The organism is Bradyrhizobium erythrophlei (genome assembly GCF_042430365.1).
Classification (GTDB): domain Bacteria; phylum Pseudomonadota; class Alphaproteobacteria; order Rhizobiales; family Xanthobacteraceae; genus Bradyrhizobium; species Bradyrhizobium erythrophlei.
Genome location: NZ_JBHMET010000224.1, coordinates 188,933 through 202,802, shown reverse-complemented (window position 1 = coordinate 202,802; position 13,870 = coordinate 188,933). Strand labels below are relative to the sequence as shown.

General features: G+C 64.9%; 15 protein-coding genes. 8 read left to right on the top strand and 7 right to left on the bottom strand.

The window, feature by feature from the left end:
- Positions 1–71: 71 nt before the first annotated feature.
- The gene (locus tag ACFFWD_RS32225; protein ID WP_376972277.1) at positions 72–344 is read left to right on the top strand and encodes a hypothetical protein; all 273 of its coding nucleotides are present in this window, start codon (positions 72–74) and stop codon (positions 342–344) included.
- A gap of 15 nt (positions 345–359) precedes the next feature.
- Positions 360–566 (top strand): DUF6494 family protein, encoded by a 207-nt coding sequence (locus ACFFWD_RS32220; RefSeq protein WP_376972275.1) that lies wholly within the window; start codon positions 360–362, stop codon positions 564–566.
- 113 nt (positions 567–679) lie between these two features.
- Here ACFFWD_RS32220 and ACFFWD_RS32215 read toward each other — a convergent pair whose 3' ends face one another.
- The gene (locus tag ACFFWD_RS32215) at positions 680–1,381 is read right to left on the bottom strand and encodes a DUF1013 domain-containing protein (RefSeq protein WP_376972273.1); all 702 of its coding nucleotides are present in this window, start codon (positions 1,379–1,381) and stop codon (positions 680–682) included.
- A gap of 217 nt (positions 1,382–1,598) precedes the next feature.
- Here ACFFWD_RS32215 and ispH point away from each other — a divergent pair, with 217 nt between their 5' ends.
- From ispH to rnhA, 3 genes are read left to right on the top strand one after another with little or no spacing between them, the layout of a single operon-like run.
- A complete protein-coding gene (gene ispH / locus ACFFWD_RS32210) occupies positions 1,599–2,573 on the top strand; it encodes a 4-hydroxy-3-methylbut-2-enyl diphosphate reductase (protein WP_376972271.1) in 975 nt (324 codons plus the stop codon).
- A 5-nt stretch (positions 2,574–2,578) separates the two neighbouring features.
- Positions 2,579–3,559 (top strand): homoserine kinase, encoded by a 981-nt coding sequence (locus tag ACFFWD_RS32205; protein WP_376972269.1) that lies wholly within the window; start codon positions 2,579–2,581, stop codon positions 3,557–3,559.
- Positions 3,556–4,008 (top strand): ribonuclease HI, encoded by a 453-nt coding sequence (rnhA, locus tag ACFFWD_RS32200; protein ID WP_376972267.1) that lies wholly within the window; start codon positions 3,556–3,558, stop codon positions 4,006–4,008. The genes ACFFWD_RS32205 and rnhA overlap by 4 nt, the downstream gene beginning before the upstream one ends.
- A 387-nt stretch (positions 4,009–4,395) precedes the next feature.
- On the opposite strand, the gene ACFFWD_RS32195 is transcribed toward rnhA, so the two are convergent.
- The 6 genes from ACFFWD_RS32195 to ACFFWD_RS32170 all read right to left on the bottom strand — a co-directional run bounded on the left by ACFFWD_RS32195 (position 4,396) and on the right by ACFFWD_RS32170 (position 12,002).
- Positions 4,396–4,881 (bottom strand): peroxiredoxin, encoded by a 486-nt coding sequence (locus ACFFWD_RS32195; protein WP_376972265.1) that lies wholly within the window; start codon positions 4,879–4,881, stop codon positions 4,396–4,398.
- Positions 4,882–4,987: 106 nt separating this feature from the next.
- Positions 4,988–5,545 (bottom strand): DUF924 family protein, encoded by a 558-nt coding sequence (locus tag ACFFWD_RS32190; protein ID WP_376972263.1) that lies wholly within the window; start codon positions 5,543–5,545, stop codon positions 4,988–4,990.
- Positions 5,546–5,571: 26 nt separating this feature from the next.
- Complete coding sequence (locus ACFFWD_RS32185) at positions 5,572–7,254, bottom strand: long-chain fatty acid--CoA ligase (RefSeq protein ID WP_376972261.1); 1,683 nt, start codon at positions 7,252–7,254, stop codon at positions 5,572–5,574.
- A gap of 158 nt (positions 7,255–7,412) precedes the next feature.
- Positions 7,413–8,873 carry a D-alanyl-D-alanine carboxypeptidase family protein gene (locus ACFFWD_RS32180; RefSeq protein WP_376972259.1) on the bottom strand — a complete coding sequence of 487 codons (1,461 nt, stop codon included), beginning with the start codon at positions 8,871–8,873 and terminating at the stop codon, positions 7,413–7,415.
- A gap of 202 nt (positions 8,874–9,075) precedes the next feature.
- Positions 9,076–10,854 carry a glucan ABC transporter ATP-binding protein/ permease gene (locus tag ACFFWD_RS32175; RefSeq protein WP_376972257.1) on the bottom strand — a complete coding sequence of 593 codons (1,779 nt, stop codon included), beginning with the start codon at positions 10,852–10,854 and terminating at the stop codon, positions 9,076–9,078.
- A gap of 92 nt (positions 10,855–10,946) precedes the next feature.
- Entirely contained in the window at positions 10,947–12,002 is a 1,056-nt protein-coding gene (locus ACFFWD_RS32170) for an ABC transporter substrate-binding protein (RefSeq protein ID WP_376972255.1), read from the bottom strand.
- A 240-nt stretch (positions 12,003–12,242) separates the two neighbouring features.
- Here ACFFWD_RS32170 and ACFFWD_RS32165 point away from each other — a divergent pair, with 240 nt between their 5' ends.
- From ACFFWD_RS32165 to ACFFWD_RS32155, 3 genes are all read left to right on the top strand, one after another.
- Positions 12,243–12,671, top strand: a complete 429-nt coding sequence (locus ACFFWD_RS32165; RefSeq protein ID WP_376972253.1) for a hypothetical protein — start codon at positions 12,243–12,245, stop codon at positions 12,669–12,671.
- Positions 12,672–12,808: 137 nt separating this feature from the next.
- Positions 12,809–13,210, top strand: a complete 402-nt coding sequence (gene hisE / locus ACFFWD_RS32160) for a phosphoribosyl-ATP diphosphatase (protein ID WP_376972251.1) — start codon at positions 12,809–12,811, stop codon at positions 13,208–13,210.
- A 64-nt stretch (positions 13,211–13,274) separates the two neighbouring features.
- Entirely contained in the window at positions 13,275–13,856 is a 582-nt protein-coding gene (locus ACFFWD_RS32155) for a YqaA family protein (protein ID WP_376972249.1), read from the top strand.
- The last annotated feature ends 14 nt before the right edge of the window (positions 13,857–13,870 follow it).

The following is a 13,870-nucleotide window of genomic DNA, read 5'->3' as shown; positions in this document are numbered from 1 at the left end:
GCCTTGATTTTGATGGATTACCGGGCCATTCCCGGGTTCAATTTCATTGGCCTCAACGAACGGACCCACGGATGCGACCGATTTCTGCACGCGCACCTCTCGCTTTGTTGCTCGCGCTGCCGCTGCTCGCGGGCTGCCTGGAGCGCGGACGCGCACCGCTTGCGGAAAGCATGGGCGACGACGATCAGTTCTGCCAGGCCAATGGTACGGTGAAGGTCGGTTCGCCCGAATATGTCGCGTGCCGCAAGGACCGCGACGTCCAGCGTCAGCGCCTCGAGGCCCGCGCCGATCGCAAGCAGCGCGATCTCGGCGAATACATGCTGAACCATCCGGACCGGCCGTAATTTCGGGAGACGACGATGAACGAGGATATCTTCAACGCCAGCCTTCGTGGCTTCCTCAAGAAGGTGGGCATCACCTCGCAGCGTGAAATCGAGAAGGCCGTGCGCGACGCTGTCGCGAGTGGCCGCCTCAAGGGCGACGAGAAGCTTGGCGCAAAGATGGTGCTCACCATCGACGGCGTCAGCCTCACCCATGAAATATCGGGTGAGATCGAACTCGGCTGACATAGGTCAGCGCATCGTCTCGCGATGTTTCCAGCGCCGCTTGCGCGCAAACAAGAACGCGGCGGGTTACCCCGCCGCGTTTTTTCATTCCGCCAGCTGGTCGCGTGGATCGCTTACTCTTCGTCGTCGTCGGCCTTCTTGCCGCCGATCGTCTTCAGCTTGGCGAACACGGCATCGACATTGAGGTCGTCGTGCTGGCCCTCGGCCGGCTCGTAGTCCGGCTGATCCTTGCGCGTGGTCTCGGACGCCGGCAGCAGCGTTGCGCCGCCATAGACCGTCGTGGTCGGCTTTTCCTTGGCCGCGCGCTGCACCTCGAAATCGAGTTCGATCTGGGAGCACAGGCCGAGCGTCACCGGATCCATCGGCGTCAGCGTCGAGGCGTTCCAGTGGGTGCGGTCGCGCACGCTCGCGATCGTGGTCTTGGTGGTGCCGACGAGCCGCATGATCTGGGCGTCCTTCAGCTCGGGGTGGTTGCGCACCAGCCAGAGGATCGCGCTCGGCCGCTCGTGGCGGCGCGACACCGGTGTGTAGCGCGGGCCCTTCTTCTTGGCGGCGGTCGGCAGCACCACCTTGCTCTCCTGGAGCTTGAGACGGTAGTTCTGGTCCCTTTCGCCCCGTTCGATCTCCTCGCGGGTCAACTGGCCGTTGGAGATCGGATCCATGCCCTTGATGCCCTGGGCGGCGTCGCCGTCGGCGATGGCGCGGACCTCGAGCGGATGCATTTTGGTGAAATCGGCCACCTGATCGAAGGTCAAGGCGGTATTATCGACCAACCACACGGCAGTCGCCTTCGGCATCAGCGGTGCGTTGCTCATGGCAAATCTCCTTTGTGCTTCGCCCACCTGTTTTGAGGCGAAGCTGGTGGTCATCGGTGATGACGGGAATATGGGGCCTATATAAGCCTTCCGGGGGTATTGGCGCAATGGGCCTGCAAATGTGCCTTGACAGCGCCCGAAAGCAGTCCCAAGTCCTTATCAGAACTGGCCGTTCCCCGCCCGCCGGCGAGGGGTGATTCGGTCCCGGGATTGCCCCATGTCAGCGAAAAAACCAGACCTCAGAATCGTGCTTTGTTCCCCTCGTGGCTTCTGCGCCGGGGTGGTCCGCGCCATCGACACGGTGGAACGCGCGCTCACCATCTATGGCGCTCCGGTCTATGTCCGGCACGAGATCGTCCATAACAAGTACGTGGTGGACAGCCTGAAGACCAAGGGCGCCATTTTCGTCGAGGAACTGGCCGAAATCCCTGATGAAACCAACGCGCCGGTGGTGTTTTCTGCCCACGGGGTTCCCAAATCGGTTCCGGCCGAGGCCAAGGCCCGCAATTTCTTCTCGCTGGACGCGACCTGCCCGCTGGTGACCAAGGTCCACCGCGAGGCGGCGATCCATTTCAAGCGCGGCCGCGAGATCCTCCTGATCGGGCATTCGCACCACCCCGAGGTGGTCGGCACGCTGGGCCAGCTCCCGGCCGGGGCCGTGACCCTGATCGAGACCGCCGAGGATGCCAAGACCTTCATGCCGAAGGATCCGGACAACCTCGCCTTCGTGACCCAGACCACGCTGTCGATCGACGACACCGCCGAGATCGTGGCGCTGCTCAAGGAGCGCTTCCCGAACGTCAACGGGCCGCACAAGGAAGACATCTGCTACGCCACCACCAACCGCCAGCTCGCGGTGAAGAAGGTGGCGCCGGTGGTCGATGCCCTGATCGTGGTCGGCGCGCCGAACTCGTCGAACTCACAGCGCCTGCGCGAGGTCGCCGAGCGCGAGGGCTGCCCGATTGCCGTTCTGGCCCAGCGCGCCAGCGACATCGACTGGAAGCGCTTCGAAGGCATCAAGAGCCTCGGCATCACCGCGGGCGCGTCCGCGCCGGAAGTGATCGTCGAGGAGATCATGGGCGCCTTCGCCGAGCGCTTTGAACTGCATGTGGAGACGGTTTCGGCCGCGGAAGAGAACGAGTTCTTCCCGCTGCCGCGCTCGCTGCGGCCTGACGCTGCCGCGGCGGAATAAGCCATATGGCGGTCTACACCGACGTTGCCGCCGAAGACCTCGCGGAATTCCTCAAGAGCTACGACATCGGCGAACTGCTCTCCTACAAGGGCATCGCCGAAGGCGTCGAGAATTCGAACTTCCTGCTGCATACGAGCCAGGGCTCCTACATCCTCACGCTCTACGAGAAGCGCGTGGCGGAGGACGACCTGCCGTATTTCCTGTCGCTGATGGCGCATCTCGCCGAGCGCGGCGTCTCCTGTCCGCAGCCGGCCAGGAACCGCAAGGGCGAGGTCTATAGCCGGCTGGCCGGCCGTCCGGCCGCGATCATCAACTTCCTCGAGGGCATGTGGCCGCGGCGGCCGAACGTGGCGCATTGCAGTGGCGTTGGCGCGGCGCTTGCCAAGATGCATCTCGCAGGCAGCGACTTCCCGCTGGTACGGAAGAACCCGCTGTCGGTCGGCGGCTGGCGGCCGCTGTTCGATCTCGCCTCCGCGCGCGCCGACAGCGTGCAGGCGGGCCTCTCCGACTTCATCGCACGCGAGCTCGATCATCTCGAAGCGAACTGGCCGACCGACCTGCCGGTCGGCGTCATCCATGCCGACCTGTTCCCCGACAACGTGTTCTTCCTCGGCGACAGGGTGTCGGGCCTGATCGACTTCCCGTTCTCCTGCAACGACATCCTGGCCTACGACGTCGCGATCTGCCTGAACGCCTGGTGCTTCGAGCCGGATCACTCCTTCAACGTCACCAAGGCGCGCGCGCTGCTCAATGGCTACGGCCGCGAGCGTCCGTTGTCGGCGGCTGAGGAGACCGCGCTGCCGCTGCTCGCGCGCGGCGCCACGATGCGTTTCCTGCTCACGCGTCTGGTCGATTTCCTCAACGTGCCGCCCGGCGCGCTGGTGAAGCCGAAGGACCCGCTGGAATATGTGCGTAAGCTGCGCTTCCATCAGAATGTCGCAAGCCTGCGCGACTATGGCGTGACGCCGGCCGGGTGCGTGGCGTGAGCGACAAGCCGCATGTCATTGTTTTCACCGACGGTGCCTGTTCCGGAAATCCCGGACCGGGCGGCTGGGGTGCGATCCTCAGATTCGGCGATCGCGAAAAGGAATTGAAGGGCGGCGAGGCGCACACCACCAACAACCGCATGGAGTTGATGGCGGCGATCTCCGCGCTGGAGGCGCTGAAGAAGCCCTGCGTCGTCGACCTCACCACCGACAGCCAGTATGTCCGCCAGGGCATCACCGGCTGGATCCATGGCTGGAAGCGCAACGGCTGGCGCACCGCGGACAAGAAGCCGGTCAAGAATGTCGAGCTGTGGCAGCGGCTCGACGCCGCGCTGAAGCCGCACGAGGTGCGCTGGCACTGGATCAAGGGCCACGCCGGCCACGCCGAGAACGAACGCGCCGATGCGTTGGCGCGCGAGGGCGTGGCGATGGCGAAGCTGAAGGGGTAGGGCGGGCGCCGACGACGCTGGCTGCGTAGGGTGGGTAGAGCGGAGCGAAACCCACCATCCCGATCCGCGCAACGAAGCCGATGGGCTTGGCTACGCTCTACCCGTCCTACGGGTCGTCATTGCGAGCGAAGCGACGAAGCAATCCATGCTTCGGCGTACGCGGTGCGATGGATTGCTTCGCTCCGCTCGCAATGACGGTGGGGACTACAGCTGCCCGAGCGAGCGGAGCGAAACCCACCATCCCGATCCGCGCAACGAAGCCGATGGGCTTGGCTACGCTCTACCCGTCCTACGGGTCGTCATTGCGAGCGAAGCGACGAAGCAATCCATGCTTCGGCGTACGCGGTGCGATGGATTGCTTCGCTCCGCTCGCAATGACGGTGGGGACTACAGCTGCCCGAGCAGCGTGTCGCCGCCGGAGACCTCGACCTTGCCCGGGGCGGGCTCGAGGTTGAACTTCTTCACCACGCCGTCCTCGACCAGCATCGAGTAGCGCTTGGAGCGGATGCCCAGGCCGTTGCCGGACGCGTCGAGCTCCATGCCGATCGCCTTGGTGAAATCGGCATTGCCGTCGGCGAGGAAGGTGGCTTCGTCGCGCTGGTCGGTGTCGCGCTTCCAGGCGTTCATCACGAAGGCGTCGTTGACCGAGACGATCGCGATGGTGTCGACGCCCTTGTCCTTCATGGCGTAGGCGTTGAGGAAGATGCTCGGCAGATGCATCTTGTGGCAGGTGCCGGTGTAGGCGCCGGGCACCGCGAACAGCGCGACCTTCTTGCCCTTGAAAATGTCGTCGGTGGTTTTGACCTGCGGCCCTTCGGCGGTCATCACCCGAAACTTGGCTTCCGGCAGCTTGTCGCCAACCTTGATCGTCATCGTCAATTCTCCCTCAGTGAGCGGGCGTATCTTAAACCCGGTTCGAACGGCACAATATTAGGTGGCACGGAAACGGCAATGCCGGAAAACGTTCACTGTTCCGTCATCAGCCGGAAAAACCGCCGGCGTCCAGGAAGGCCTGCTCCTCCGCCGTGGTCGCCCGGCCGAGGATGCGGTTACGGTGCGGGAAGCGCCCGAACCGGCGGATGATGTCGGCGTGGTCCTCGGCGTATTTCAGGTTCTCCGGGTTGCCGCCGGCGTTCCGGAAATGCGCGACGCAGCGCTCCTGGTCGGCCAGCTCCTCTGAATGCATGAACGGCAGATAGAGGAATTCACGCAAGATCGGCTCGATCCGCGCGTCGACGCCGCGGTCGATGGCGCGCCGTGCCACCTCGCGTGCCAGATGATCGCCGGAATAGGTCAGGGCATCGTCGCGAAACATGTTGCGGGGAAACTGGTCGAGCACGATGACGAGCGCCAGCGCGCCGTCATCGCTCGCCTCCCATGACGACAACTCGCCGGCGGCGGCCTTCTGCCAGGTGGCGAGAAAGCCGCGGCGGATCTCCTCGTCGAACGCAGCGTCGCGGTCGTACCAGCGGTCGCGACCGGCCTCGCGCCAGAACGCGAGGACGTCGGCAGGCGTGGCGACGCGAGCGCCAGTCATGGTTCAACGCTCGATTCCACTCGTCTTCAGGCCGCGGCCTTCTTCTCGTCGCGCAGCTCGCGACGCAGGATCTTGCCGACATTGGTCTTCGGCAGGTCGGTCCTGAATTCGATCTGCTTCGGCACCTTGTAGGCGGTGAGTTGGGTGGCGCTGAACTTGATGATGTCCTCGGCCGTGATGTTCGGGTCCTTCCTGACCACGAAGGCCTTGACCGCCTCGCCGGACTTCGCGTCGGGCACGCCGATGACAGCGCATTCGAGCACGCCCGGATGGCTCGCGATCACTTCCTCGATCTCGTTCGGATAGACGTTGAAGCCGGAGACCAGAATCATGTCCTTCTTGCGGTCGACGATCTTGGTGAAGCCGTTCTCGTCCATCACGCCGATGTCGCCGGTGCGGAAATAGCCGTCCGCGGTCATCACGCGCGCGGTCTCGTCCGGCCTGTTCCAGTAGCCCGCCATCACCTGCGGGCCCTTGGCGCAGATCTCGCCGGCCTGACCGATCGGCAGCTCGTTGCCGTCGTCGTCGCGGATCGAGAGATAGGTCGAGGGCACGGGGAGACCGATTGAGCCGGAGAACTTGTCGGTATCGGCGGGATTGCAGGTCAGCGTCGGCGAGGTCTCCGACAGGCCGTAGCCCTCCGACAGCGCGCAGCCGGTGACGGCAAGCCATTTCTCCGCGACCGGCTTCTGGGTCGCCATGCCGCCGCCGAACGAGGTCTTCAGCTTGGAGAAGTCGAGCTTGTCGAAGCCGGGCGTGTTCAGCAGGCCGTTGTAGAGCGTGTTGACCGCCGGGAAGCTGTTGACCTGGTATTTCGAGAGCTCCTTGACGAAGCCCGCCATGTCGCGCGGGTTCGGGATCAGGAGATTGACGCCGCCGGCGCGCACCGCGAGCAGGTAGCAGGCGGTCAGCGCGAAGATGTGGTAGAGCGGCAGCGCGCAGACGATGAACAGCTGCTCGACATGCGGCGGCTTCTTCAGCGCCGGCTGCAGCCAGGCGTCGTTCTGCAGCACGTTGGCGAGCACGTTCTGGTGGATCAGCGTGGCGCCCTTGGAAACGCCGGTCGTGCCGCCGGTATATTGCAGGAAGGCGACATCCTGGCGCGTCAGCACGGGCTTGTTGAGCTTCAGGCCGCGGCCGGCCGACAGCGCCTCGTTGAAGCCGACCGCGCCGGGGATCGACCACGCCGGCACCATCTTCTTCACTCGCCGCACAACCAGGTTGACGATCACGCCCTTGAAGCCGAGCAGGTCGCCCATGCTGCCGACGATGACGTGCTTGACTGAGGTGCTAGGCAGCACCTTCTGCACGGTCGTGGCGAAGTTCTCCAGCACGATGATCGCCTCGGCGCCGGAATCCTTGAGCTGGTGCTCGAGCTCGCGCGGGGTGTAGAGCGGATTGACGTTGACGACGGCAAAGCCGGCGCGCAGCACGGCCGCGGTCGCGACCGGGTATTGCAGCACGTTCGGCATCATCAGCGCGACCCGCGCGCCCTTCTGCAGGCCCTTGCTCTGCAGATAGGCGCCGAGCGCCGTCGACATCTCGTCGAGGTCGCGATAGGTGATCGCCTTGTCCATGCAGATGAACGCCTTGCGATCGGCGAACTTGGCGAAGCTTTCCTCGAGCAGCTCGACCAGCGACGAATATTGGGTGATGTCAATATCGGCGGGCACGCCGGCCGGATACTGCTTGAGCCAGATGCGCTCCATGGTAATTCCCCTCTGATGAGTTTGCCTGATGCCCCGGATTCTTCGCCGGGTTTGCCGGGCCTGACCGCGTTATTTCAGGCAGTATTGAGCAATGCCGCGGCCAATGGCAAGCCGCTGCGCGCTCTCGACGCATTGGATGGAAGTCTGGTCCGCGACCGTTAGCCCGCCGGCTTGGCCTCGGTCTTCGGCTTTGCGGCAGCCTTCGGCTTCGCGGATGCGGGCTTCGCGGTGGCGGCCGGCTTGTCCGCGGGCTTGGTGGCGGCGGGCTTTGCGGCTGCGGGCTTGTCAGCCGACTTCGCAGCTGCGGTATCCGGCTTGGCATGGGTGTGGCGCACCGGCTTCGCCGCCGCCGGCTTGGATTCGGATTTGGTGTCGCCCTTCTTGGCGTCACCTTTGGTGTCGGCCGCCGCGTCGGGTTTCGCGTCGGGTTTCTTGGCGGCAACACGGGTGTGCTTGGCGCGCTTGGCCGGCTGCAGCTTCTCGCTGTCGGCCGCAACGGCGGCGATCAGCGCGGCGCCGGTCTTGGTCGGGCCGGTATAAACCACGACCGGTTCGGACGCGGCCGGCGCCTGCGCCATCAGCTCCGACGGCTTCGGCATCGACGCCTGCATGCCGGCGGCGAAGAAAGTCGCGGCGCCCTCGCCGAAGCTCGGACCGGAGCTGCTTGCGACGGTGTCCTCGTCCTCGTCGCTGGCGGGCCGCTTGTGCTTGCCACCGCACATCTCCTCACGCAGGTTCGGCGGCGTTGCATCGATCGGCACCAGATTGTCGACGGTGCCGAGCGAGGGACGCAACCATCCGAGCCCGTTATTGGCAAAGCCGCGATCGAGCAGTTGCGCGGCGCGGATCGCGCGCATGCGGCCCGAGGAGGAGCCGAGCACGACCGCGATCAGCCGCTTGCCGTCGCGCGTCGCCGAGGCGACGAGGTTGTAGCCGGAGGCGCAGATGAAGCCGGTCTTGAAGCCGTCGGCGCCCGGGTAGCGGCCGATCAGCTTGTTGAAGTTCTGCGTTATCCGGCGGCCGAAGCGGATCGACGGAATGTGCATGAAGTATTCGTATTCCGGCATGTCGCGGATGATGGCGCGGGCGAGGATCGCGAGATCGCGCGCCGAGGTGATCTGGCCGTCGGCCGGCAATCCGTTCGGATTGACGTAGCTCGTCTGCGTCATACCGAGCTTCTGCGCGGTCTGGTTCATCATCGCCGAGAAGCCGTCGATCGAACCGCCGACGCCCTCGGCGAGCACCACGGCCATGTCGTTGGCCGACTTCACCATCATCATCTTCAGCGCATTGTCGACGGTGACCTGGGTGCCGGGACGGAAGCCCATCTTGGAGGGCGACTGCGAGGCGGCGACCGGCGACACGGTGACCAGCGTGTCGAGCGAGATGCGGCCTTCCTTGACCGCCTTCAACGTCACATAGGCTGTCATCATCTTGGTGACCGAGGCCGGATACCACGGCATCGTCGCATTGTCGGCCTGCAGCACCTTTCCGGTGTCGGCCTCGACCACCAGCAGCGCCTCGGCCTCAGCCAAGCGCGGCGTTGCGATGGCGAGCATCGCGACGGCGAGAATCCACTTCAACGACGGGTTGCGCAGCAGCGGCCGAAGAAAATGCACTATTCCGGTTCCGGTCCTTTGAGACCCGCCTTCAAAAAAGGAGGTCTTGCGATTGAGCGTTCGGGTTTCAAGCGTGTCCGGGGGCCGCTTTGCGGCAGTGCAAACCCTATACCGGCTTGCCGGCGGAGAACAGAGGGCGCCCAATTAAATCGTGGACGAAATCGGCTGAATTTCGGCAGCCGCCTCAATTGGAAAGCCAGAATTATGGCGCCTCGATACCGGCGCGCTCGGCTTCGTGGACCATGAATTGGGCGCGCGCCAGATCGGCAAAACGGCCGCCTTTCGCCACCAGTTCATCGAAAGTTCCGCTTTCGATCACCTGTCCTTGGTCGAACATCAGGATCCGTGTGGCATGACGGATGGTCGAGAGCCGATGGGCGATCACGAATGTGGTGCGCCCCTTCATCACTTCATCGAGAGCGGCGTTGACCTTGGCCTCGGTGACGGCATCGAGCGCGCTGGTCGCCTCGTCGAGGATCAGGATCGGCGGATCCTTCAGCAGTGCGCGCGCGATCGACAGCCGCTGCCGCTCGCCGCCGGACAGCATGCGGCCGCGTTCGCCGGCATGGGTATCGAATTTCTTCTCGCTGCGCTCGATGAAATCCAGTGCCTGCGCGCGCGCCGCGGCGGTACGCAGTTCCTCATCGGTCGCGTCGGGCTTGCCGACGCGCAGGTTCTCGGCGATCGAGCGGTTGAACAGGAGCGCCTCCTGGAACACCACGCCGATGTTCCGCCTGAGCGCCGTCAGCTTCAGCGCGCGGATGTCCATTCCGTCGATCTCGATGATGCCGGATTGCGGATCGAAGGCGCGATGCAGCAGCGCGATCGCGGTGGATTTGCCGGCGCCGGTCGGGCCGACCAGCGCGATGGTCTGGCCCGGCAGCGCGGTGAACGAGAGATCCTCGATCGCGGGCCGCTTGCCGTCATAGGAGAACGAGACGTCCTTGAACTCGATCAGGCCGGCCAGCCGTCCGGGATCGACCGCGCCGGGCCGGTCGCGCACCGCAGGCACCGCGTCGAGCACATCGAAGAATTCCTTCAAGCGCGGCGCTTCCATGAACACACTGTTGATGAAGCTCACCACCTGCTCGAGCTTCTGGATCAGCATGGTGGCGAACGAGACGAACATCACGATCTCGCCGACCGTGGTGAGGCCCTGGCTGTGCAGCGCGATGCCGACGGTGAAGATCGCGAGCACCGTGATCGTGGTCGAGGCGCGCGTGATGACGGTGACCAGCGCCCACCAGGACAGCACCGGCATCTGCGCGGCGAGCAGCTTGTCGGCGACGAAGCGCAGGCCCTGCACCTCGGAGTCGATCCGCACGAAGCTCTGCACCAGCGCGACATTGCCGAGCGCGTCGGAGGCGCGGGCCGAGAGGTCGCTGTAATACTCCTCGACCTCGCTCTGCATGCCGTAGGTCTTGCGCACCACCATCGTGGTCAGGATCGTGAAGACGATGCAGAGCGCGAACAAGAGGATGGCGAGGCGCCAGTTGAGATAGAGCGAAAGCGGCAGCAGCACGACCAGCGACATGATCGCGGCGAAATGCTCGCGGAAGAATCCGAGCCAGAGCCGCCACAGCGCGTCGGTGCCGTTCAGCATCACCTTCATCAGCCGGCCCGAATGAGTGCCGGAATGGAAGGTCAGCGGCAGTTGCAGGATATGCTCGAAATAACCGGTCAGCACCGCCTGACGCTGGCGGTGCGCCAGCTTGTCGGCCTGGAGCGCGACGATTGCGCTGCAGCCGATCGTGAACAGCCCGAACGCCACCCAGGCCGCCAGCAGCGGCCATGGCGAGGAGGTTGCGAACAGGCCCGTCACCGGCCGGCCCGACAGCACGTCGACGATCCTGCCGAACAACACCGGCTCGGCGAATTGCGCACCGGCGAGCAGCAGATTCGCTGCAGCGAGGATCCAGCCGAGCCGCGCCTCCTTGCCAAGCAGTTCCAGGACGCGGGTATAGAGGCGAAGCATGGACATGCCGGCGGGACTCTCGCGGTGAACGCCGATCAGGCGGGATACGATCTAATCAGGGTTCGTCGCCGAGGGCCAGCGGCGCGCGCGCGTTATGCTCAGTTGATCAGGCGGCCGTCGGGCGGCGGCAGGAACGACTCGTCGAAGACGTCGGTCAGATGCGGCCGCTTCTGGAATTTGAAGTCCTCCGCGAGCTGGTCGATCGATCGCTCGAACCGCGCCGGATCGATGTCGCCGATGCCGTTGCGCTTCACCTCGCCGGTCAGGATGTTGTCGCGGATGATGGCGCGCAGCCGCTCGAGCTCCAGCTCGCGCGAGCCGCCGTCCATGCGGCTTGCGACCTCGGTCGCGGCGCGGGCAGGATCCTTCACCGCAAGATTGGTGCCGCCGATCAGCGCGCGCACAAAACCCTTCACCACATCCGGCTTGGACGCGGCGAGACGCGGGCTGACGATGACGGCAAAGCCGTAGGCCTCGCAGCCATAGTCGGCAAAGCGCAGCACCGCGAGATCATCGGCCGGCACACCGCGATCCTTCAAGTTGATCGGCGACAGATAGGAGAAGCCGGTGACGGCGTCGACCTGCCCTGCCGAGAGCATCGGCTCGCGCACCGCGGCGCTGATGCTGTTCTGCTTCACGCTCGAGAGCTTGATGCCGTTCTGCCGGGCGACCGCGGGCCACACCCGGATCGACAGGTCGCCTTCGGCGACGCCGAGGGTCTTGCCCTCGATATCGGACAGCGCCTTGATGCCGCGGCTCTTGCGCGCGACGATCGCGTAGGGCGCCTGGTTGAACAGCACGAACACTGCCTTGACGGGGGCTGCGCCCGGCTTGTCGCGAAACCGGATCAGCGCGTTGATGTCGACCAGGGCGAAGTCGCTCGAACCGTCGGCGACGCGGGCGATCGCGTCCGCCGAGCTGGTGGCGACATTGGTGCCGACGCTAAGGCCCTCGGCGCCGAACAGGCCGCCGATCCCGGCCAGCACGAACGGCGCCGCGGCGGCGTCGAGCGGACGGTCGAGCGTGAACTGGATCGCGACCGGCGGCGGATCGCTTGCGGCGTGAAGCGGCGCAGCACCTGGCCACACTCCGCTCGGAAGGCCGATCGAGAGGCCCAGCATGATGCGGAGGAAAGCGGTCCGACTTATGAGCATCCGCGCGGTCCGGGAGGCGAGACAAAGTGCCGCGCCGGCTGTGACTGTTTCGTGACGCCGAATGCGTCGTGGCAAGCGGCAGTTTGCGGGGCATTCTGCACCATGCAAGCTGAATGGTCGATGACTGCCATGATTTCGCCAGGGATCGTTCAGCTTGCGTTGGGTTTGCGGAACCTAATCTCGGCTCAGTGGTTAGCTCTCGAAGGCCCGTCGGGCTGGCTTCCACAAGGGATGACTGAGATGTTTGCGCGAGAAGGTGTGTTTTCGTCGATTGGCCGCGCAGCCACGCTGGCAACCGTTGCCGCGGTGGCGCTCACGGCTGTTGAGCCGACGATGGCGTTCGCGGGCTCCGCATCGGCGGGCAAGGCCGCGGTGACCGCGTCGCAGGGGACCAGCAGCGCGACCGATATCAGTGCGCGTCGCCGCTACTATCGTGGCGGTGGAGGTGCTGCAGCAGCGGCCGCCTTCGCCGGCATCGTCGGCACGGGCCTTGCGATTGCCGCCGCCCAGAACCGCCGTGACTATTATTACGACTCCTATGGCTACTACGGCGGCCCGGGCTATTACGGTGGTCCCGCCTACTATGAGGGCCCGGTCTACTATGGCGGCGGCCCGTATTATTACGGCGGTGGCTGGCGCCGGTCGCAGCTGCCCTACATACCGTACTGAGGCGGACGCGCGAAGCGCGGGCCCGGTTTCTTGCAACTGTCACATTGAAGAAATCCATCGGCCCGCGGCCGGTGGATTTTTTGGTTGTCCAGCAGGCTGTTAACACGCTGGCGACGAGTTTGGACTAGGCTCGATGCATGGGTGATTCGATCGAGCGGCTTTACCAGGCGGTGATCGCGGCCAAGGATCTTGATCCGGCAACGTCGCGCACGGCACGGCTGTTTCAGCGCGGCTCGGCCAAGATGGCCAAGAAGCTCGCCGAGGAAGCGATCGAGGTCGTGATCGATGCCGTCAACGGCAAGTCCGACGCCGTCATCCGCGAGAGTGCCGATCTGCTCTACAATCTGACGGTTCTGTGGGCATCGGCCGGCGTCAAGCCGGAGGACGTCTGGCGCGAGATGGAGCGGCGCGAGCGTCTGCTCGGAATCGCCGAGAAGCTGCCGAAGGCCTCGGTCAAATTGCCCAAGGTCGCGCCCGTTCCCGTGGTTCGGCGGCGAATTGTCGCGCTGGAAAGCCGTCTGCGCAAACGGCAGTCGTAAAAAGCCCGAAAATCGGTCGATTCCCGCCATGGACAAATCCGCTCCATGATGGTTCATCGCGCCTATGCTGAAACGGATCTACGACTGGTGCATCGACGCCGCCGACAAGCCTTACGCGCTCTGGATTCTCGCGGCGGTCTCCTTCGCTGAGAGCTCGTTCTTCCCGGTGCCTCCGGACATCATGCTGCTGCCGATGTCGCTGGCGCAGCCAAAGCGGGCGTGGTGGTTCGCGACCGTTTGCACGATCGCCTCGGTTGCCGGCGGCGTGCTCGGCTATGCGATCGGCGCGCTGCTCTACGACTCGCTCGGGCAATGGCTGATCCATCTCTACGGCCTTGCCGACAAGGTCGATGCGTTCCGCGCCTCCTACGCCGAATGGGGAGCGGTGATCATCCTGCTGAAGGGATTGACCCCGATCCCTTACAAGCTCGTGACCATCACCTCCGGCTTTGCCGGCTACAACATCTGGCTGTTCGTGCTGTGCTCGATCGTTGCGCGCGGCGGCCGCTTCTTCGTGGTCGCGGTGGTGCTCAACCGCTACGGCGACGTGATCCGGAAGGAGCTCGAGAAGCGGCTCGGCCTGTGGGTCACGATCGGCGCGATCGTGCTGGTGCTCGGCTTCGTCGTCGCGTTCAAGCTGGTTTAGGGGTGGTCGGGTTG